This is a genomic window from Undibacterium sp. YM2, from assembly GCF_009937975.1.
Taxonomy (GTDB): domain Bacteria; phylum Pseudomonadota; class Gammaproteobacteria; order Burkholderiales; family Burkholderiaceae_D; genus Undibacterium.
Genome location: NZ_AP018441.1, coordinates 2,126,634 through 2,147,423, shown reverse-complemented (window position 1 = coordinate 2,147,423; position 20,790 = coordinate 2,126,634). Strand labels below are relative to the sequence as shown.

Genomic DNA, 20,790 nt, shown 5'->3' with positions numbered 1-20,790 from the left:
AAAATTTGAAGACTATCCGAAAGCCTGAAGAGTGTATTTGAAGAATATTGACAAAACCTTACACCGAAAAGTAACACAGGCTGGTATTTCTAATGAATTTCTCATTGAAATACCAGCCTGCTCATTAGCTTAAAGATAATTTATTGAAATTCAAACAATTTCTATATCTATGCGATTATTGCGTCTGACTTTTTGGCTACCAGGGTCAAAATATCATAGGACGCCACAAGTTCATTGTCCTGATTAGTCACTTCGACATCCCAGGCCACCACCCCTGCCCTACACCTTTGGCATCTTTCTTTTGCCTGTCTATTTTGCGCTTGCAAGTCAGGCGTGCACGGATAGTGTCGCCTATGCCTACCGGTTTGATGAAGCGCAGGGTGTCGAGGCCATAGTTGGCCAGGACAGGACCAGGTGCAGGAGACACGAATAAACCGGCAGCAGCAGACAAAACAAAATAACCATGCGCAATACGCTTGCCGAAAGGGCTTTCTTTGGCAGCGATCTCATCAAAATGCATGTAAAAAAAATCGCCGGACAAACCACCAAAGGCCACGATATCGGCTTCACTGACTGTGCGCCTGTGGGTCAGTAAGGACATGCCAATCTGCAAATCTTCAAAATAGCGGCGGAAAGGATGAATATCAGACTCCAGCACAGCAGCGCCGCGCACATGTTCTGCCGTCACTGCCGCCAGCATGGTGGGTGAACCCTGCACGGCAGCTCTTTGCAGATAGTGTTTGACGGCGCGGCTGCCACCCAGTTCTTCACCGCCACCGGCACGGCCCGGGCCGCCATGCTTCAATTGCGGCAAAGGGGAACCATGGCCGGTTGATTCTGGTGCTGACTCCGCGTTCAAGATCATCAGGCGGCCATGTCGTGCTGCCATATGCGGTATCGCCATAGCAGCGATATGCGGGTCTTTGGTGACCAGTGTAGCTACCAGGCTACCGCAGCCTTTTGCCGCAAGCACCAGGGCTTCCTGCATGTCCTGATAAGTCATCAGGGTCGTCACTGGGCCGAAAGCTTCTATCTCGTGTACTGCTGAATTCTCCATAGGCCGGCGGCAGACGATCAGGGTCGGTGAGACAAAAGCGCCCTGCTCCAGTCCTTCACCCTGCATTTGCACAGGTACTGTGCCACCGCAGATGATTTGATTACCTGCTGCCAGTTGCTCAATACTGGCGAGTACGTCATGCTGTTGGGCGCGACTGGCAAGCGGCCCCATGCGTACACCATCAAGACGTGGGTCACCGACGATGGTTTTTTCCAGCCTTGCGCGTATTTTTTCTGCCACCACATCCAGTTGCGCAGCGGGCACCATGGCCCTGCGTATGGCCGTGCATTTTTGCCCGGCCTTGGCCGTCATTTCACGTACCACTTCTTTGACGTACAGATCCAGCTCTTCGTCACCAGCCATCACATCCGGCCCGAGTATTGCGCAATTCAGTGAATCGGCTTCGGCATTGAAGGGGATAGCACGGCGCACGATATTTGGATGTACCTTCAATTGTGCTGCCGTGGCAGCAGAGCCGGTGAAGGTGACGACATCGGTTTCTTCCAGCAGATCAAGCAGGTTTCCGGTGGAACCGATGATCAGTTGCAGGCTGCCCTCCGGCAGCAAGCCACTGGCATGAATTTGCCTGACCAGTGCCTCGGTCAGATACGAGGTTGCAGTCGCCGGTTTGACGATACATGGCATGCCAGCCAAAAAGCTGGGGGCAAATTTTTCAAGCAAACCCCAGACTGGAAAATTAAAGGCATTGATATGCACTGCCACGCCCTGGCGCGGCACCAGGATATGCGTTCCAGAAAAATGCCCCTGTTTGCCCAAGGATATGGCCGGGCCCTCGTGCACTACATTCCCAGAAGGGAATTCATTCGTGCCTATACTGGCGTAGGCAAATACGGTACCTGCTCCACCTTCTATATCTATCCAGCTATCACTGCGCGTGGCACCGGTGTGGGATGAAATTACGTATAGCTCTTCCTTGTGCTCCGTCAGGTATTTGGCCAGAGTGCGCAAGATAGCTGCACGCTGCTGGAAATCCAGTGCCAGCAAGTTTTTCAGGCCAGTCTGTCTTGCATAAGTCAGCGCTGCACCAAAGTCCAGGGCTTCGGCATGACTGGCGTAAATCGCGCTGCCATCAATGGCGCTATGCAAGACTTGTTGCGGCTCTGCGCCAGTCCATACACCGCCTACCCAGCTTTGCAAAATTTTCATGGATTACTCTCTTAAATAATCAGATATTCAGAATCAGGACGTGGTGCTATCAGGTCTTGGTACTATATGTTGGCAAGCCTGCTGCCAGCGCAATGCGTGGGCGATTTTCTTCGACTGCAGTCAGCGCTTCCACTTCCTGCATGCTGGCGAGTGAGCGCCGTGTCAGTGCATGATATTGCGCCGTGCCTTCGGTCTTCCAGGAGATTTCTTCATCGCGCAAGGCACGTGCGATGCGCGCAGGTGCACCCATGACAAGGCTGCGTGGCGGCACATCCATACCAGCTTTGACAAAGGACATGGCAGCGACGATCGACGATTCACCAACGACTGCCTTGTCCATGACCACGGCGTTCATGCCCACCATGGCGTTTTTACCTATGCGGCAGCCATGCAACACAGCGCCATGACCGATATGCCCGTCCTGCTCCACCACGGTGTCGCTATCGGGGAAGCCATGGATGACGCAGGTGTCCTGCACATTTGATCCCTCTTCAAGGACGATGCGGCCAAAATCACCACGCAAACTGGCAGACGGGCCTATATAACAGCCAGGCCCGACGATCACGTCGCCTATCAGTGTTGCGCTGGGGTGCACATAGGCGCTGGGATGCACCACCGGTATCAGGCCGTCGATTGCATATATAGTCATGCCGCTTCCTTGGCTTCAGACACGTTCTATGATGAGTGCAATACCCTGCCCTACGCCTATGCACATGGTGCACAGGGCATAACGGCCATTGATGCGTTCCAGCTGGTTCAGTGCTGTCGTTACCAGGCGCGCACCTGATGCACCCAGCGGATGACCTATCGCTATCGCGCCGCCATTTGGATTGACATGTGCCGCATCATCAGCCAGGCCAAGATCACGCGTGACTGCCAGTCCTTGTGCAGCAAACGCTTCATTAAGTTCTATGACATCCATCTGCGCCAGGCTCAGCCCGGTTTGTGCCAGCAGCTTACGTGTTGCAGGTGAAGGGCCAAAGCCCATGATGCGTGGAGCCAGACCCGCTGTCGCCATACCGACGATACGGGCACGTGGTGTCAGGCCATGCTGTTTTACTGCCGCATCGGAAGCCAGCAATAAAGCGCAAGCACCGTCATTGACGCCGGAGGCATTGCCAGCAGTGACTGTGCCATCTGGTTTGACCACGCCTTTCAAGCGAGCCAACATGGCAATATCTGTATCTGGACGTGGATGTTCATCGGTAGTGAACAAAACGGCGTCGCCCTTTTTTTGCGGGATGCTGACAGGAATAATTTCTCCCGCAAAAAAACCTGCAGCGTGGGCTGCCGCCCAGCGTTGCTGGCTGCGCAGGGCAAAGGCATCCTGGTCAGCGCGATTGATGCCAAATTGTTCGGCAACGTTTTCTGCGGTTTCGGGCATGGAATCTATGCCATATTTTGCCTTCATCAAGGCATTTACAAAACGCCAGCCTATAGTCGTATCTTCTATTTTTGCGGCACGTGAAAAAGCGCTGTCGGCCTTGGCCATGACAAAGGGCGCGCGCGTCATGCTCTCCACACCGCCAGCAATAATCAGCGATGCTTCGCCCGACTTGATGGCACGCCCGCCTATGCCTATGGCATCCAGGCTGGAACCGCATAAACGGTTGATGGTATTGGCTGGCACATCTACCGGCAAGCCTGCCAGCAGTGCGGCCATGCGGCCAACATTGCGATTGTCTTCACCGGCCTGGTTAGCGCAACCGTAATAAACATCATCGACCCGTTGCCAATCGACACCAGCATTACGCTCTATCAATGCCTTGATGGGCAAGGCAGCCAGATCATCGGTACGTATGCTGGCCATAGCTCCGCCGTAACGGGCGAATGGGGTCCTGACAGCGTCGCATATCCATGCATCCATATTTTTGTCGTCCTTTTATTTTATTTGCTTTGAATACTCAAGCTTTCTTGCGATTATCTACTACACGCCTGGCCTTGCCGACCATGGTGCGTTCTATGCTGTTGGCTGGCAGTATGCTGACATGGCAACTGACACCGATAAAGGTCTTGATATGATGCTCAAGCTGCTGATGCAATTGCTTCACATCCTGCTCTGACAAAGTGCCTGATACTTCAGGCCGCAGTTCAGCTACGATATCAAGCTTGTCCATATGACCTTCACGCGTCACTATCAGTTGATATTGCGGTGCCAGTTGTGGGTGTTTGAGTATCAGTTCTTCTACTTGTGTAGGGAATAAATTCACGCCACGGATAATGAGCATGTCGTCGGAGCGACCAGTGATCTTGCCCATGCGACGCATGGCGCGCGAAGTCGGTGGCAGTAAGCGTGTCAGGTCGCGGGTACGATAGCGTATGACAGGAAAAGCTTCCTTGCTCAGTGAGGTAAACACCAGCTCGCCCTCTTCACCATCAGGCAGAACTTCACCCGTTTCGGGATTGATAATCTCTGGATAAAAATGATCTTCCCAGATCACTGGACCATCTTTGCTTTCTATACATTCACTGGCCACACCTGGCCCCATGACTTCTGACAAGCCATAGATATCAACGGCATCAATACCTGCCCGCGTTTCGATTTCACTGCGCATGGCATCGGTCCACGGCTCCGCACCGAAGATGCCTATACGCAGCGAAGTGTTGGCAGCATCTATGCCCTGACGCGTCATTTCTTCTATGATATTAAGCATATAAGAAGGCGTGACCATGATGATGGATGGTTGAAAATCCTGTATCAGTTGCACCTGTTTTTCTGTCTGGCCACCAGACATGGGGATGACGGTACAGCCGAGGCGCTCAGCACCATAATGCGCACCCAGGCCGCCAGTGAACAAGCCATAGCCGTAAGAGACTTGCACGATGTCGCCTGTACGGCCACCAGCCGCACGGATAGAGCGCGCGACCAGGTCTGCCCAGTTATCAATATCTTTTTGCGTGTAACCAACTACCGTTGGTTTGCCTGTGGTGCCGCTGGATGCATGTACCCTGACCACTTTTTCACGCGGTACGGCAAACATGCCGAAAGGATAGTTGTCGCGTAAATCCTTCTTGCCTGTGAATGGAAATTTCGCCAGGTCAGCCAGGGTTTTCAAATCATCAGGGTGTACACCCGCCGCATCAAAACTGGTGCGGTAATGCGGGACGTTGTTATAGACGTGTTGCAATGTCCATTTCAGTCGCTGCAATTGCAGGGCCTGAAGTTCGTCTTTGCTTGCCGTTTCTATTGCGTCCAAACCCGTAGCTATTTTTCTGTCTGTGTTGTCTGCCATGTTTTGTCTCCCGCTCACTTATCCTGATTTCGTTTCTATGATTGATGGCTAAACACAAGTTCAATCTGGAATTGCGTTTTCTTGCAATACCAGACCCGGTACAACTTCCGCATTCAGCTTATGTGATTTACCACGGAACAGCGCGATCAATTGGCCATGCTGATTAGTCAGACGTGCATCGTAGATACCGGTGCGGCCAGTCAGTGATTGCTCTGTCGCAGTCGCGGTGATGACATCACCTTCGCGCCCTGGTGACAGAAATTCTATGCTGCATCCGGCAGCGACAGTGACATGGTTGCGGCTATTGCAGGCAAAGGCAAAAGCGCTGTCAGCCAGGGTAAACAAATAACCGCCGTGGCAGGTCTTGTGCCCGTTCAGCATGTCAGGCCTGATCAACATACTGAGTGTTGCCGTACCTTCAGCTACGTACACTATCTGCATGTCCAGCCCGCGCGTTGCGGCATCGCTAGCAAACATGGCGGCGGCAGTGAGTTCTGCCATGTGCTGACTGCCTTTGGCAAATTGCTTACTTATTTGACTGATCTCTGTGCTCATCTATGCTTTTCCTCAGGTCAATCAAACTTACTTGCCAACAAATTTGGGGGCGCGCTTCTCTACAAACGCCGCCACACCTTCACGATAGTCCTGGCTTTGCCCCAGTTCACGCATCATCTTGGTTTCCAGAGTCAATTGCTGCTCCAAAGTATGCTGTGGACTGGCATAGATTGCCTGCTTGGTAAAGGCCAGGCCCTTGGTCGGGGCAGATGCAAAATGCGTGGCCAAAGCCATGGCTTCAGCCTGCAACTGATCATCATCCACACACTTCCAGATCAGGCCCCATTGCTCTGCCTGTTCAGCACTGATTTTGCCGCCCAGCATGGCTGCACCCATGGCTCTGGCTGTGCCCAGGGCGCGTGGCAGGAAATAAGTGCCGCCAGTATCTGGTATCAGACCCAGCTTGCAAAAGACTTCCACGAAACTGGCAGAACGTGCTGCCAGTACGATATCGCAGGCCAGCGGCAAATTGGCACCGGCGCCGGCTGCTACACCATTCACTGCGCAAATAACCGGGATGGGTAAAGCACGCAAGGCCAGTACCAAAGGTGCGTAGTATTTTTCTACAGATGCTCCCAAATCAGGTGGTGCGCCATCCGCACTCACAGCTCTGTCAGATAAATCCTGGCCTGCGCAAAAGCCGCGCCCGGCACCTGTCAATATCATGACGCGTACCGAGGCATCAGCCCGCAATTTTTCTAGTGCATCCTGTATTTCCAGATGCATGGCAACGTTGAAACTATTAAGCTTTTCCGGGCGGTTCAGGGTCAGGTGGGCAATGCCGTCACTGATGTGAAACAGGATGTGGGAATAGTCCATTCAATTCTCGCTATCAAAATCCAGGGTCAGGCTATCACTGACCGGGAAGCTCTGGCAGGTCAGCACAAATCCGCGTGCCACTTCATAATCTTCCAGGGCGTAATTCCTGTCCATATCGACCTTGCCTTCCACGACCTTGGAACGACAGGTAGAACACACACCGCCCTTGCAGGAATAACGCATATCATGCCCTAGCTTTAGGGCGGCATCCAGTACAGATTCCTTGTCTTTTTCCATGTCGAAATGGGTGTGATGACCATCCATGATAATCGTCACGGCACAGGATGATTTACCTGGCAAAGGCTTGGCGCTGGCGACATGCCGGTGCGTCGGTATGCTGGCGGCAAACAACTCGACCTTGATATGCTCTTTGGGCATGCCGCGCTGTTGCAGCGCAGCGCTGACGGCATGCATCATGTCTTCCGGCCCACAGATGAAGGCCGCATCCATGTCGTCTATACGTATCCATCGGTCAAACAGGTTCAGGCATTTTTCAGCGGTGATGCGGCCATTAAACAAGTCAATATCCTGCTGCTCGCGGCTCATAATGTAAATCAGGTTCAAGCGCTGCAAATAGCTGTCTTTCAGCGCTGCCAATTCTTCCTTGAACATGACTGTCGATGATGCCCGATTGCCATACACCAGGGTAAATTTACTGTGCGGCTCTGTCTGTAGTGTAGTCTTGATGATGGACAGCAAAGGCGTGATGCCACTGCCTGCGGCAAATGCAAGATAATGCTTTTCATGTTCCGCAGCCAGCGGCAAATTGAAATGCCCCATGGCGGGCATGACTTCGATCTCCATACCTGTACGTAAGCTGTCATGCACCCAGTTGGAAAATGCACCACCTTGCACGCGCTTGATGGCAACCCGCAACTGCCCATCCTGCACAGCCGAACAAATCGAATAAGAGCGCCGTACATCTTCGCCTGCTATCTTCGCGCGCAAGTTCAGGTGCTGTCCTTCGCGATAGGTAAACTGCGTCTGCAAATCGGCTGGCACGGCAAAACTCAAGACTACGGCATCACGGGTTTCTGGCCGTATCTGGCTGACTGTCAGCGGGTAAAATTTGCTCATGTATTGTCGTCTCCTTTTATGCTTTTTTATTCTTATTATTCGCTCAGTGCGGTTTGAAGTAATCAAAAGGTTCCAGGCAAGCCTTGCATTTATACAGCGCCTTGCAGGCAGTTGATCCAAACTGGCTGATCAGTTGGGTATCGACAGAACCGCATTGCGGACAAGCGATAGCAGGCTGCACTTCGCGATAACGTTGGATGGAAGAGATATCCACCACTTGTTGCTGTGGTGGTGCGATGCCATAGCCGCTAAGCTTTTGCTTGCCAGCTTCTGTCATCCAGTCGGTACTCCAGGCGGGCGACAATTGATAAACAATGCTGGGCGGTTTGATGCCATGCGCCTGCAATGCCTTGACTATTTCTTCGGCAATCACATCCATGGCCGGGCATCCGGAATACGTAGGGGTAATCGTTATGACACACTCGCCCCCTGCCATTCCACTGCGCGGATAATACCCAGATCCGTCACCGAAATGACCGGAATTTCAGGGTCGCTGATCTCACCCAGCCATTGCCATATCTGCCCTGTGCTGGCAGGTGGAGTTTGCCCACAGTCCATGGCAGAAGCTACCATTGTGCCCCCGGATAGGCACGCTGCAGGAATTGCATTTCTGCCAGCAGGTAACCCATGTGTTCAGTATGTACGCCTTGCTTGCCCCCCTTTTGCATCCAGCTATTAGCGTCCGGCAGGCGCAAGGTGGCGGCATGCATGACATCGGCCAGATGGGTATCCCAAGCGGCTTTCAAATCTGAAGGTAAAGGAGCTACACCTGCCGCATGCATGGCGACGTCGATCTCGTCGTCCATGAACATTTCGCCAGTGAAGCGCCATAACTCGTCGACAGCGGTCTGCATCATTTTCTGACTCAATTCAGTACCATCACCCAGACGTACCACCAGGTCACTGCTGCGGCGCAAATGGTAAGTGACTTCTTTCAGTGATTTTTCTGCGATGGCAGCAATCTTCTGATCCGTCGATTGCTTCAGCGCTTGCAAGTAATGGTAATGCCAGGTGTCAAACAGGAATTGCCGCATCAGGGTATCTGCATAATTACCGTTAGGCTGTTCGAGCAATAAGAAATTATGAAAGTCGTGGGCATCCCGCAAGAACGCCAGATCATCTTCGGTACGTCCCTTGCCTTCCAGCTCTGCCGCATAGGCATACCAGAGCCTGGCTTGACCTATCAAATCCAGCGCTACATTGGTCAATGCCATGTCCTCTTCCAGCGCAGGCCCCTTGCCACACCATTGCGACAAGCGCTGACTGAGTATCATGGCATGGTCTGCCAGACGCAAAACATGATTGAACTTATCCTCTGACATCTCAATTCTCCAGAATTATTTAGCGATGATGTATAGACAGAGTTCAACTACAGATTCTTGACTTCATCCGGCATAGGGAAGAAGGTCGGATGACGATATACCTTGCTGTTTGATGGTTCAAACAAAGCTTCTTTGTCACCTGGGCTGCTGGCGAAAATATCACCAGCACGTGCCACCCAGATGCTGACACCTTCATTGCGGCGTGTGTAGACATCACGCGCGTGGTTGATCGCCATTTCGGCATCCGGAGCATGCAGGCTACCTACATGCTTGTGCGCCAAACCGTGCTGGCTGCGGATAAATACTTCCCACAAGGGCCATTCTTTGCTCATGATCTGTCTCCTGCTCTCTTATATATTTTTTTATGCGCTCTTTTTGTGTTGTTGCTGCTTGTCGGCATGGGCCTGCAAGGCATCACGGAACCACGCGCCGTCGTCATAGGCCTTGACACGGGTACGCAGACGTTCGCGGTTGCAGGGCCCATTGCCTTTCAAGACCTGGTAAAACTCATCCCAGTTGATTTCACCAAAATCATAATGGCCACGTTCTTCATTCCATTTGATGGCAGGATCAGGCAGCTCCAGGCCCAGGTATTCAATCTGTGGCACTGTCTGATCCACCATGCGCTGACGCAGTTCATCATTGGAAAAAAGCTTGATACGCCATTGCGCAGATTGAGCGCTATTCACCGATGCTGCATCAGACGGGCCAAACATCATCAGCGCTGGCCACCAGTAACGATTCAGTGCATCTTGCGCCATGGCTTTTTGCTCTGCTGTGCCACGGCACAAGGTCATCATGATGTCGTAACCCTGGCGCGCATGGAAGGATTCTTCCTTGCAGACGCGTATCATGGCACGTGAATATGGACCGTAAGAACAGCGGCACAAAGGGATCTGGTTGATGATGGCTGAGCCATCAACCAGCCAGCCTATCGCACCCATATCAGCCCAACTCAGGGTCGGGTAATTGAAGATGCTAGAATACTTGGCTTTACCGGAATGCAGGTCGGCCAGCAGCTCATCGCGTGACACACCCAGGGTTTCGGCAGCGCTGTAAAGATACAGACCATGCCCTGCCTCATCCTGGATTTTTGCCAGCAAGATGGCTTTGCGTTTTAACGTAGGTGCGCGGGTGACCCAGTTACCCTCTGGTAATTGACCAACGATTTCTGAATGCGCATGTTGGGAGATTTGCCGTATCAGGGTTTTTCTGTAGGCATCTGGCATCCAGTCTTTGGCTTCAATACGGATACCGGCATCGATGCGCTCTTGAAAAGCACGCTCGGCATCGCTCAACTCTTCTGCAGTTTTGAGCTTGCTCAAGCCGGTTTCGACTAATTGTGCATACATGAAACACTCCTTGGCATCCTGAGGATGCGAACATGGAAGATTGATCTGCGTCAAACAATTATATGATACAGTTTTTATTGATGTTGAAGTTTTTTTGTATCATTTTAATTTTTTGAGGGATTTACCCCTCATTAGCTACACCATAGGTAAAATCTGAACAACAACCAATAATCACATATCAACACACAACAGCCGCATGCAGACCAGCACTGCCATCCAAACCTGGATAGACCAGCAACTTACCAATAATCCGCCCAGGGCAAAATCCCTGGTGATGACAGTATTTGGCGATGCCATTGCCCCGCACGGCGGCACGATATGGCTTGGTAGTTTAATCTCATTAATGAGTCATTTTGGCATTAATGACAGATTGGTACGCACTAGCGTGTTCAGACTGGCCGAAGAAGGCTGGCTGGAAGCCAGACGGGATGGAAGGCGCAGCACATATCAACTGGCAACCGCAAGCTATGCCAGGTTCCAGCATGCCTACAAGCGCGTGTATGTGCCACAAACTGGCAAGTGGGATCACTACTGGACCCTGGTCATCATGAGTGGTGACGATACCTCCACCGGCAATAAAGCGAGTCTGAAAAAAGAATTGTTATGGGAAGGCTTTCGCATGATCAATGCCGGGGTATTTGCCCACCCCCAGGCAGATACCGCAGCCTTGCAAAATGTGCTGGGACGCAATGGTTTTGCCGGATTATGCACGGTATGTCGCACCAGCGATTTGAACTTGCCCAATGCGCGCCCCCTGCCATCACTGATCGCCAGCCACTGGCAGCTCGATGAAGTAAATATCGCCTACAAGAATTTTATTGAAGCATTCTCACCACTGATAAAACTGGTGCAAGGACAGAATTTGCCTGAGCACGCGGCCTTTGTCATTCGCAGTCTGCTGATACATAGCTTCCGTCGCACCCAATTGCACGATCCCAATTTACCAAGCAGTTTGCGCCCCGAAGGCTGGCTGGGTGATGAGGCTTACCGGTTATGCCGCGATCTCTACCGGGCCTGTTTCCGGCCAGCAGAAAATTTGTTGAGTCAGGTACTGGACCCTGAACATCGACAGGACAGTGGCTTGAGTTTGCAAGAAAGGTTTGGTGGACTTTTTTGAAGCCACGTTTCTGTTTTATATCATTTCGGTTTATGTAGTATTGAAAGCTATGCGAGCGTTAAGGCACCAGCTTATAGCCACGTCTCAGGCTAACTGTTCGGCAAGCGCAACAATGATACCTTCCGGCCCACGGATATAAGCCAGGCTGTACGCATTCTCATACTGCATTTCGCCAATCAGCTCTGCCCCATATTCAAGCATGCGGGCCACAACATCGTGAATGCCATCGACGGCAAACATGATACGGCGCAGACCCAGTGTATTCACAGGCGCATCCACAGGCCCGAACCTGATCGCTTCAGGAGTGTGGAATTTATCAAGCTCAATTCCCTGACCGTCAGGAGTCCGCATCATTGCGAGAGTCGCGCGGACATCCTTTAGAGCGATCAGGTTGCCTATCAAAGGGCCTTCGACTGTCGTCTCTCCCTCAAGTGTCAGGCCAAGCGCAATAAAGAAGGCTTTGACAGCTTCGAGGTCATCGACAACGATGAGAATGTTGTCCATTCGCTTAATTGCCATAGGCTTGCGTCCTCATTTAATTGTTGATGCACTTGTTCGCTACACTTGATATATGACGAGTTTTCAATCTGGGAGATTCATCGTCATACAGAAGTTATCATGAAAATTGTATGGGATCTTTCCAGAACTGTCGCTTGCGAATGTTATCTCAATCAAATTGCTCAATAATCGTATTGACTTGCATTGAGGGTAAATCGATACAGGAGAGTCGCGCCGAAGAGAAAATGATACTCTAGCAGCAGTTACTCAAAAGAATGCCTCCAATACGCATGAATTAAGTGACTGGATAAGTACCTATCCCCAAGCGGACGCCTCTGTTAATCCAAGAACGCCACTGGGCTCCTGCCTGCGCAGGAGCGACGATGTTAAGTTTTCACGCTGAAATACGCGCATCCGAATGCAAAGATTTGAACTATCCAGCAAGTTGAGCAGCGATGCAGGCAGCCAGCCGTTCTGGTCATAAGAGAATTAGCCAGATTATCGTCGCTCCAGCGAAGGCTGGAGCCCAGTGTCGTTGGTTGACGGGCCGTGCGGTGAATAAGAAAGCGATTGAGCAATGAAGAAGCAGTGCGCACGGCGCACTCTATTGAGATGAATTGGATGCCAGTGCTTCAAGAATAAAATACAAAGTGCCTGAGTCACAGAGTAAAAACAGAGAAGTTCGCATGTTTTTGCTGTTCTTTTGCCGTTCTCGCCTTTCTCAGTGCCCCTCTGTGTCTCAGTGCCTCTGTGTTGAGAGGTCTTGACGTAGTTTTTGTTTGCTGCGACCCGGGATATTTCCGTTCGAGCAAAAGCAAAACCCCCACACAATTGCTTGAGTGGGGGTCTGCGGAATAAAAGCCTGACGATAACCTACTTTCACACTGGTTGCAGCACTATCATTGGCGCGTAATCGTTTCACGGTCCTGTTCGGGATGGGAAGGGGTGGTACCGATTAGCTATGGTCATCAGGCATAACTTGTTGATTCGTTGAGGGTCACGTTGTTTTGTGGCCTGCAACAAATCCAATTCAGAAGAAGTGTCGTAGAGTGTGCGATCTTATTCGCACTAATCAAGAATTACTTAATTTTCACAGTAAGCGAGACCATCGCTTACTGTGGTGGTTGTGACTGCTGTCGAACTTGCTCTCTGTTCTATTGATTTTCACAGAGGCACATTTCGCAAACACTTCACAATACTTGTCGTAGCCTATTACCTGCTAAGGTTATAGGGACAAGCCTTACGGGCAATTAGTACTGGTTAGCTTAATGCATTACTGCACTTCCACACCCAGCCTATCAACGTCCTGGTCTCGAACGACCCTTTAAAGAGATCAAGTCTCTGGGAAGTCTCATCTTAAGGCGAGTTTCCCGCTTAGATGCTTTCAGCGGTTATCTCTTCCGAACATAGCTACTCGGCAATGCCACTGGCGTGACAACCGATACACCAGAGGTTCGTCCACTCCGGTCCTCTCGTACTAGGAGCAGCCCCCTTCAAACTTCCAACGCCCACGGCAGATAGGGACCAAACTGTCTCACGACGTTTTAAACCCAGCTCACGTACCACTTTAAATGGCGAACAGCCATACCCTTGGGACCGGCTACAGCCCCAGGATGTGATGAGCCGACATCGAGGTGCCAAACTCCCCCGTCGATATGAACTCTTGGGAGGAATCAGCCTGTTATCCCCAGAGTACCTTTTATCCGTTGAGCGATGGCCCTTCCATACAGAACCACCGGATCACTATGTCCTACTTTCGTACCTGCTCGACTTGTCAGTCTCGCAGTTAAGCACGCTTATGCCATTGCACTATTAGCACGATGTCCGACCGTACCTAGCGTACCTTCGAACTCCTCCGTTACACTTTGGGAGGAGACCGCCCCAGTCAAACTGCCTACCATGCACTGTCCCCGACCCGGATAACGGGCCAAGGTTAGAACCTCAAATAAACCAGGGTGGTATTTCAAGGATGGCTCCACGCAAACTGGCGTCCACGCTTCAAAGCCTCCCACCTATCCTACACAGATCGATTCAAAGTCCAATGCAAAGCTACAGTAAAGGTTCATGGGGTCTTTCCGTCTAGCCGCGGGTAGATTGCATCATCACAAACATTTCAACTTCGCTGAGTCTCGGGAGGAGACAGTGTGGCCATCGTTACGCCATTCGTGCAGGTCGGAACTTACCCGACAAGGAATTTCGCTACCTTAGGACCGTTATAGTTACGGCCGCCGTTTACTGGGACTTCAATCAAGAGCTTGCACCCCATCATTTAATCTTCCAGCACCGGGCAGGCGTCACACCCTATACGTCCACTTTCGTGTTTGCAGAGTGCTGTGTTTTTATTAAACAGTCGCAGCCACCAGTTTATTGCAACCCCTTCGTCCTTCTGCCGCAGGGCAGTCAAACTACAAGGGCGTACCTTATCCCGAAGTTACGGTACCAATTTGCCGAGTTCCTTCTCCCGAGTTCTCTCAAGCGCCTTAGAATACTCATCTCGCCCACCTGTGTCGGTTTGCGGTACGGTCTCGTATGACTGAAGCTTAGAGGCTTTTCTTGGAACCACTTCCGATTGCTTCGTGAATAAATTCACTCGTCTCAACCCCTTGAATTACGCTGCCGGATTTGCCTAACAGCCTTCTCCAGGTTAAAAACCGACTATTCCAACAGTCGGACAACCTTCCGCGATCCGTCCCCCCATCGCATCATACGACGGTGCAGGAATATTAACCTGCTTCCCATCAGCTACGCATCTCTGCCTCGCCTTAGGGGCCGACTCACCCTGCTCCGATGAACGTTGAACAGGAAACCTTGGGCTTACGGCGTGGAGGCTTTTCACCCCCATTATCGCTACTCATGTCAGCATTCGCACTTCTGATACCTCCAGCAACCTTTACAAGTCACCTTCGCAGGCTTACAGAACGCTCTCCTACCATATCCTTACGGATATCCGCAGCTTCGGTGTATAGCTTAGCCCCGTTACATCTTCCGCGCAGGACGACTCGATCAGTGAGCTATTACGCTTTCTTTAAAGGGTGGCTGCTTCTAAGCCAACCTCCTGACTGTTTTAGCCTTCCCACTTCGTTTTCCACTTAGCTATACTTTGGGACCTTAGCTGGCGGTCTGGGTTGTTTCCCTCTTGACACCGGACGTTAGCACCCGATGTCTGTCTCCCAAGCTCGCACTCAACGGTATTCGGAGTTTGCAATGGTTTGGTAAGTCGCGATGACCCCCTAGCCATAACAGTGCTCTACCCCCGTCGGTGATACTTGAGGCACTACCTAAATAGTTTTCGGAGAGAACCAGCTATTTCCAAGTTTGTTTAGCCTTTCACCCCTACCCACAGCTCATCCCCTAATTTTTCAACATTAGTGGGTTCGGTCCTCCAGTGCGTGTTACCGCACCTTCAACCTGGCCATGAGTAGATCACTTGGTTTCGGGTCTACACCCAGCGACTGATTCGCCCTATTCGGACTCGATTTCTCTACGGCTTCCCTATGCGGTTAACCTTGCCACTGAATGTAAGTCGCTGACCCATTATACAAAAGGTACGCAGTCACGGAACAAGTCCGCTCCTACTGTTTGTATGCACACGGTTTCAGGTTCTATTTCACTCCCCTCCCGGGGTTCTTTTCGCCTTTCCCTCACGGTACTGGTTCACTATCGGTCGATATCGAGTATTTAGCCTTGGAGGATGGTCCCCCCATGTTCAGACAGGATTTCTCGTGTCCCGCCCTACTTGTCGCAAACTTAGTTCCACACCGATGATTTCATATACGGGGCTATCACCCTCTATGGCCGGACTTTCCATTCCGTTTTATTATCAAAGATGCTAAATCTTGCAGGCTCTTCCCATTTCGCTCGCCACTACTTTGGGAATCTCGGTTGATTTCTTTTCCTGTAGCTACTTAGATGTTTCAGTTCGCCACGTTCGCTTTGCAACCCTATGTATTCAGGTTGCAATGACCTTACGGCCGGGTTTCCCCATTCGGAAATCTGCGGATCAATGTGTGTTTGCTCACTCCCCGCAGCTTATCGCAAGCTACTACGTCCTTCATCGCCTGATATCGCCAAGGCATCCACCATGTGCACTTAGTCACTTGTCCCTATAACGTTAGCCTCTGGTGTCTGTCATTGAATCTCTTCAACTTCAGGTTCATCACCAAAAACCGGTTATAGTTCTTTACTACTTATGAGTATTACTTTAGCGTTTGCCGTATCTCAAGGAATTTGATATTTCTAAAACTTGTCTTTCGACAGCTTTTTCAAACTCGCTTTTAATACTATGTTTGTTCGATACAATCACAACCCTTCCATAATTTCCATCAACACTGTCATTACTGACTGCGCTGACTTCTCTTTACAGAAATAATTTTGATTATTTCTACTTTACTTCTTCTAAATTGTTAAAGAACGAGAACTACTTATTACTATGTCTTTCGCTTTGAAAGTACAAACCTAAATCTCAACGTTTTACTTTTTATCAGTACTTAACTACTTACTGATATTCGCTGACTTAGGTTTGCGATTTCTTGGTGGAGGATGACGGGATCGAACCGACGACCCCCTGCTTGCAAAGCAGGTGCTCTCCCAGCTGAGCTAATCCCCCATATTCAAATAAAAGCTTTATTCCACTTTTATTCAATCAACCTGGTGGGTCTGGTTGGGCTCGAACCAACGACCCCCGCGTTATCAACACGGTGCTCTAACCAACTGAGCTACAGACCCGCTACTGAACCTTCAGTCGCTGTCCGGTCATTGCTACCCCGACGCAAACCGTTCTCTGTTCATTATCATTAACAGTCAATAAGTGTGGACACTTAACTACGCGCTACTCTAGAAAGGAGGTGATCCAGCCGCACCTTCCGATACGGCTACCTTGTTACGACTTCACCCCAGTCACGAACCCTGCCGTGGTAATCGCCCTCCTTGCGGTTAAGCTAACTACTTCTGGCAGAACCCGCTCCCATGGTGTGACGGGCGGTGTGTACAAGACCCGGGAACGTATTCACCGCGACATGCTGATCCGCGATTACTAGCGATTCCAACTTCATGTAGTCGAGTTGCAGACTACAATCCGGACTACGATACACTTTCTGGGATTAGCTCCCCCTCGCGGGTTGGCGGCCCTCTGTATGTACCATTGTATGACGTGTGAAGCCCTACCCATAAGGGCCATGAGGACTTGACGTCATCCCCACCTTCCTCCGGTTTGTCACCGGCAGTCTCATTAGAGTGCCCTTTCGTAGCAACTAATGACAAGGGTTGCGCTCGTTGCGGGACTTAACCCAACATCTCACGACACGAGCTGACGACAGCCATGCAGCACCTGTGTAAAGGTTCTCTTTCGAGCACTCCCAAATCTCTTCGGGATTCCTTCCATGTCAAGGGTAGGTAAGGTTTTTCGCGTTGCATCGAATTAATCCACATCATCCACCGCTTGTGCGGGTCCCCGTCAATTCCTTTGAGTTTTAATCTTGCGACCGTACTCCCCAGGCGGTCTACTTCACGCGTTAGCTGCGTTACCAAGTCAATTAAGACCCGACAACTAGTAGACATCGTTTAGGGCGTGGACTACCAGGGTATCTAATCCTGTTTGCTCCCCACGCTTTCGTGCATGAGCGTCAGTGTTATCCCAGGGGGCTGCCTTCGCCATCGGTATTCCTCCACATATCTACGCATTTCACTGCTACACGTGGAATTCTACCCCCCTCTGACACACTCTAGCCTTACAGTCTCCAATGCAGTTCCCAGGTTGAGCCCGGGGATTTCACATCAGACTTATAAAACCGCCTGCGCACGCTTTACGCCCAGTAATTCCGATTAACGCTTGCACCCTACGTATTACCGCGGCTGCTGGCACGTAGTTAGCCGGTGCTTATTCTTCAGGTACCGTCATTAGCAGTCCGTATTAGGAACCACCGTTTCTTCCCTGACAAAAGAGCTTTACAACCCGAGGGCCTTCTTCACTCACGCGGCATTGCTGGATCAGGGTTGCCCCCATTGTCCAAAATTCCCCACTGCTGCCTCCCGTAGGAGTCTGGACCGTGTCTCAGTTCCAGTGTGGCTGGTCGTTCTCTCAAACCAGCTACTGATCGTCGCCTTGGTAGGCTTTTACCCTACCAACTAGCTAATCAGATATCGGCCACTCCATGAGCACGAGGTCTTGCGATCCCCCGCTTTCCACCTTAGTGCGTATGCGGTATTAGCGTAACTTTCGCTACGTTATCCCCCACTCTAGGGTATGTTCCGATATATTACTCACCCGTTCGCCACTCGCCGCCAGGTTACCCCGCGCTGCCGTTCGACTTGCATGTGTAAGGCATGCCGCCAGCGTTCAATCTGAGCCAGGATCAAACTCTTCAGTTTAATCTCTGTTTTTCGACAATTTCTTGTCTATGTCACATACGTGACATGTCGCTCACTCAAAATACTGACAGTTCAATGATCTATTACTAAATCATCGTCTTGCTTTGTTATTTCTTGTGAACACTTGCTATATTATTTAAGCATTCCAAACAACCTAAGTTGCTTGGTGCGCTTCACCAAGTGCCCACATTTATTGACTGTTAATTGTTAAAGAACCGAAATCTTTTCTACCCTGCCAGACCATCTTCTGATCCAGCTTTGCGTCGCAGCGTTGTGTGCGTCAGCAGCAGAGAAACGAGATTATGAAGCACTTTACTTTCGCTGTCAACACCCTGTTTTTATTTCGTTTAGATTAAATCTTTTAGAATCAATCTCAACTACTTCAGGATATTTTCAGACCCCGGCTTTCCGCGTTATTTCTTTCGCTCAAACCGAGAATTACTTCACTTTCTACCCCGCTCTTCAGCGGGAGGCGAACTATAGCAAATTCCCCACCTGTTTTGCAAGAGAAATTTTCTTTATCAGCCAAACTTTCAAAAAATGAATTACGCTTCTATATACGACACGAGGAAGCAGAAGCAAGTCTATGAATTATTCACTCTTTGATGACGCCAGCAATATACAGCCCTGGACTGAAATTATCTGCGAAGGTGCTGTGATACTCAGGCACTTTTCAGTGAATCACGAGGCCACATTGCTGGATGGCATACAGCAAATATTAAGCAAGCACCCTTTCCGGCAAATGCGCACGCCTAATGGTCACCGCATGTCAGTAGCGATGACTTGCTGCGGAGAGGTGGGATGGGTATCCGATAGCGATGGCTATCGCTACAGCGCTTATGATCCGGAAAATGGAGAACACTGGCCTGCGATGCCAGATAGTTTTTATTCACTGGCTGTGCAAGCGGCGCAAGAAGCTGGCTTTCCCGGCTTTACGCCAGACAGTTGCCTGATCAATCAATATCAGGCGGGGTCACGCCTTAGTCTCCATCAGGATAAGGACGAAAAGAAATTTGGTGCACCTATCGTGTCCTTTTCATTGGGCATACCGGCGACATTTCTTTTTGGTGGCATGCAACGCAGTGATGCTGTCCAGCGCTATCATCTGGCACATGGTGATGTGGTAGTTTGGGGTGGCCCAGCCAGATTGCGTTACCATGGCGTAGCAGCCATCAAGGAAGTGGCGCATCCACTCCTGGGAACACAAAGAATCAATCTGACCTTCCGTCAGGCTACATAAACAGGGCGGCACTTTATCTCACCGCCAAATAACAAGACAAACAATCTCATATGCCATTTTCGCTAGATAATCTCTTAGTCATAGGAATTTCCTCCCGCGCCCTGTTTGATCTGGAAGCGGAAGAGACGATTTTTCAGGAGCAAGGCCTGGATGCCTATCGTCAGCATCAACTCAAGGAAGAAAACAGTATCTTAAAACCAGGTGCAGCTTTTGCCCTGGTAAAAGCCTTATTGAAACTTAATGAGCTGACGCCTGGCCACAGGCTAGTGGAAGTGGTCATCATGTCGCGCAATTCTTCCGAAACTTCTTTGCGCATATTTAATTCCATCGCCCACTATGGCCTGGATATTACACGCGCAGCCTTATCCGGAGGATCACCACTTGCACCCTACTTGCTGGCTTTTAATGTCAGCCTGTTTTTATCCCTGCATGAAGATGATGTGCAAGCAGCCATCAATTCAGGCGTAGCATCGGCAATGCTATATCGTTTGCCGGAAAATGCAGCCGACCCTGAACAAATACGCATTGCCTTTGACGGCGATGCTGTCATCTTCTCGGATGAATCTGAACGCATCTATCAGGAGCAAGGTGTAGAAGCCTTTGAGCAGCATGAAAGGGAAAATGCCCTGAAGCCTTTGCCGGAAGGGCCATTTGCCAGATTGCTGTTGGCTTTATCGTATCTACAGAATAATTTCAAAACGCCGGATGGTCGCGCCTTCCCACTGCGGACTGCGCTGGTAACAGCACGAGCCTCCCCTGCTCATGAAAGAGTGATACGCACCTTGCGCGCCTGGAACATCGCAATTGATGAAACCTTCTTCATGGGCGGCGTCAACAAGTCTGCTGTCCTGGCCGCCTTCAAGCCGCACATGTTTTTTGACGATCAACATGGACATTGTCTGCACGCGTCGAATGTTGTGCCAACTGGCAGAGTACCCGTCAAGCAGGCCAAATAAGCAAACGAAACAAGCTTCCAGAAAACAAAAA

Annotated in this window: 14 protein-coding genes, 2 tRNA genes, 3 rRNA genes and 1 pseudogene; 3 read left to right on the top strand and 17 right to left on the bottom strand. The window is 50.7% G+C overall.

The window, feature by feature from the left end; genetic code table 11:
* Positions 1–247 precede the first annotated feature (247 nt).
* From paaZ to paaA, 11 genes and pseudogenes are all read right to left on the bottom strand, one after another.
* Complete coding sequence (gene paaZ, locus UNDYM_RS09655) at positions 248–2,224, bottom strand: phenylacetic acid degradation bifunctional protein PaaZ (RefSeq protein WP_370529456.1); 1,977 nt, start codon at positions 2,222–2,224, stop codon at positions 248–250.
* Positions 2,225–2,273: 49 nt separating this feature from the next.
* Entirely contained in the window at positions 2,274–2,873 is a 600-nt protein-coding gene (locus tag UNDYM_RS09650) for a phenylacetic acid degradation protein PaaY (protein WP_162040856.1), read from the bottom strand.
* A 15-nt stretch (positions 2,874–2,888) separates the two neighbouring features.
* Positions 2,889–4,091: a 3-oxoadipyl-CoA thiolase gene (pcaF, locus tag UNDYM_RS09645; RefSeq protein WP_162040855.1), complete on the bottom strand. Its 1,203-nt coding sequence runs from the start codon at positions 4,089–4,091 to the stop codon at positions 2,889–2,891.
* Between the two features lie 37 nt (positions 4,092–4,128).
* Positions 4,129–5,457 (bottom strand): phenylacetate--CoA ligase PaaK, encoded by a 1,329-nt coding sequence (paaK, locus tag UNDYM_RS09640; protein ID WP_162040854.1) that lies wholly within the window; start codon positions 5,455–5,457, stop codon positions 4,129–4,131.
* A gap of 60 nt (positions 5,458–5,517) precedes the next feature.
* A complete protein-coding gene (gene paaI, locus UNDYM_RS09635) occupies positions 5,518–6,012 on the bottom strand; it encodes a hydroxyphenylacetyl-CoA thioesterase PaaI (protein WP_162040853.1) in 495 nt (164 codons plus the stop codon).
* Positions 6,013–6,039: 27 nt separating this feature from the next.
* Positions 6,040–6,831: a 2-(1,2-epoxy-1,2-dihydrophenyl)acetyl-CoA isomerase PaaG gene (paaG, locus tag UNDYM_RS09630; protein WP_162040852.1), complete on the bottom strand. Its 792-nt coding sequence runs from the start codon at positions 6,829–6,831 to the stop codon at positions 6,040–6,042.
* Positions 6,832–7,908: a 1,2-phenylacetyl-CoA epoxidase subunit PaaE gene (paaE, locus tag UNDYM_RS09625; protein WP_162040851.1), complete on the bottom strand. Its 1,077-nt coding sequence runs from the start codon at positions 7,906–7,908 to the stop codon at positions 6,832–6,834.
* 43 nt (positions 7,909–7,951) lie between these two features.
* A pseudogene (paaD, locus tag UNDYM_RS09620) lies at positions 7,952–8,466 on the bottom strand (1,2-phenylacetyl-CoA epoxidase subunit PaaD).
* Positions 8,467–8,474: 8 nt separating this feature from the next.
* Positions 8,475–9,230, bottom strand: a complete 756-nt coding sequence (gene paaC / locus UNDYM_RS09615; RefSeq protein ID WP_162040850.1) for a 1,2-phenylacetyl-CoA epoxidase subunit PaaC — start codon at positions 9,228–9,230, stop codon at positions 8,475–8,477.
* A gap of 47 nt (positions 9,231–9,277) precedes the next feature.
* Positions 9,278–9,562 carry a 1,2-phenylacetyl-CoA epoxidase subunit PaaB gene (gene paaB / locus UNDYM_RS09610; RefSeq protein ID WP_110252930.1) on the bottom strand — a complete coding sequence of 95 codons (285 nt, stop codon included), beginning with the start codon at positions 9,560–9,562 and terminating at the stop codon, positions 9,278–9,280.
* Positions 9,563–9,592: 30 nt separating this feature from the next.
* The gene (paaA, locus tag UNDYM_RS09605) at positions 9,593–10,582 is read right to left on the bottom strand and encodes a 1,2-phenylacetyl-CoA epoxidase subunit PaaA (protein WP_162040849.1); all 990 of its coding nucleotides are present in this window, start codon (positions 10,580–10,582) and stop codon (positions 9,593–9,595) included.
* Positions 10,583–10,778: 196 nt separating this feature from the next.
* Between paaA and paaX the strand changes: the two genes are divergently transcribed.
* Positions 10,779–11,699: a phenylacetic acid degradation operon negative regulatory protein PaaX gene (paaX, locus tag UNDYM_RS09600; RefSeq protein WP_162040848.1), complete on the top strand. Its 921-nt coding sequence runs from the start codon at positions 10,779–10,781 to the stop codon at positions 11,697–11,699.
* An 84-nt stretch (positions 11,700–11,783) separates the two neighbouring features.
* Here the strand turns inward: paaX and UNDYM_RS09595 are convergent, their stop codons facing one another.
* The 6 genes from UNDYM_RS09595 to UNDYM_RS09570 form a co-directional block, all read right to left on the bottom strand.
* Complete coding sequence (locus UNDYM_RS09595; RefSeq protein WP_162040847.1) at positions 11,784–12,218, bottom strand: VOC family protein; 435 nt, start codon at positions 12,216–12,218, stop codon at positions 11,784–11,786.
* Between the two features lie 839 nt (positions 12,219–13,057).
* Positions 13,058–13,170 (bottom strand): 5S ribosomal RNA (gene rrf, locus UNDYM_RS09590).
* A gap of 256 nt (positions 13,171–13,426) precedes the next feature.
* Positions 13,427–16,300, bottom strand: a 23S ribosomal RNA gene (locus UNDYM_RS09585).
* 427 nt (positions 16,301–16,727) lie between these two features.
* Positions 16,728–16,803: transfer RNA gene (locus tag UNDYM_RS09580), tRNA-Ala, on the bottom strand.
* Positions 16,804–16,845: 42 nt separating this feature from the next.
* Positions 16,846–16,922, bottom strand: a tRNA-Ile gene (locus UNDYM_RS09575).
* A gap of 112 nt (positions 16,923–17,034) precedes the next feature.
* Positions 17,035–18,563 (bottom strand): 16S ribosomal RNA (locus UNDYM_RS09570).
* The 16S, 23S and 5S rRNA genes sit together here with 2 tRNA genes alongside, the layout of an rRNA operon.
* A gap of 586 nt (positions 18,564–19,149) precedes the next feature.
* Between UNDYM_RS09570 and alkB the strand changes: the two genes are divergently transcribed.
* Together alkB and UNDYM_RS09560 are read left to right on the top strand one after the other, a co-directional pair.
* Positions 19,150–19,803 carry a DNA oxidative demethylase AlkB gene (alkB, locus tag UNDYM_RS09565; protein WP_162040846.1) on the top strand — a complete coding sequence of 218 codons (654 nt, stop codon included), beginning with the start codon at positions 19,150–19,152 and terminating at the stop codon, positions 19,801–19,803.
* A 50-nt stretch (positions 19,804–19,853) separates the two neighbouring features.
* Complete coding sequence (locus UNDYM_RS09560; protein ID WP_162040845.1) at positions 19,854–20,759, top strand: 5'-nucleotidase; 906 nt, start codon at positions 19,854–19,856, stop codon at positions 20,757–20,759.
* Positions 20,760–20,790 lie beyond the last annotated feature (31 nt).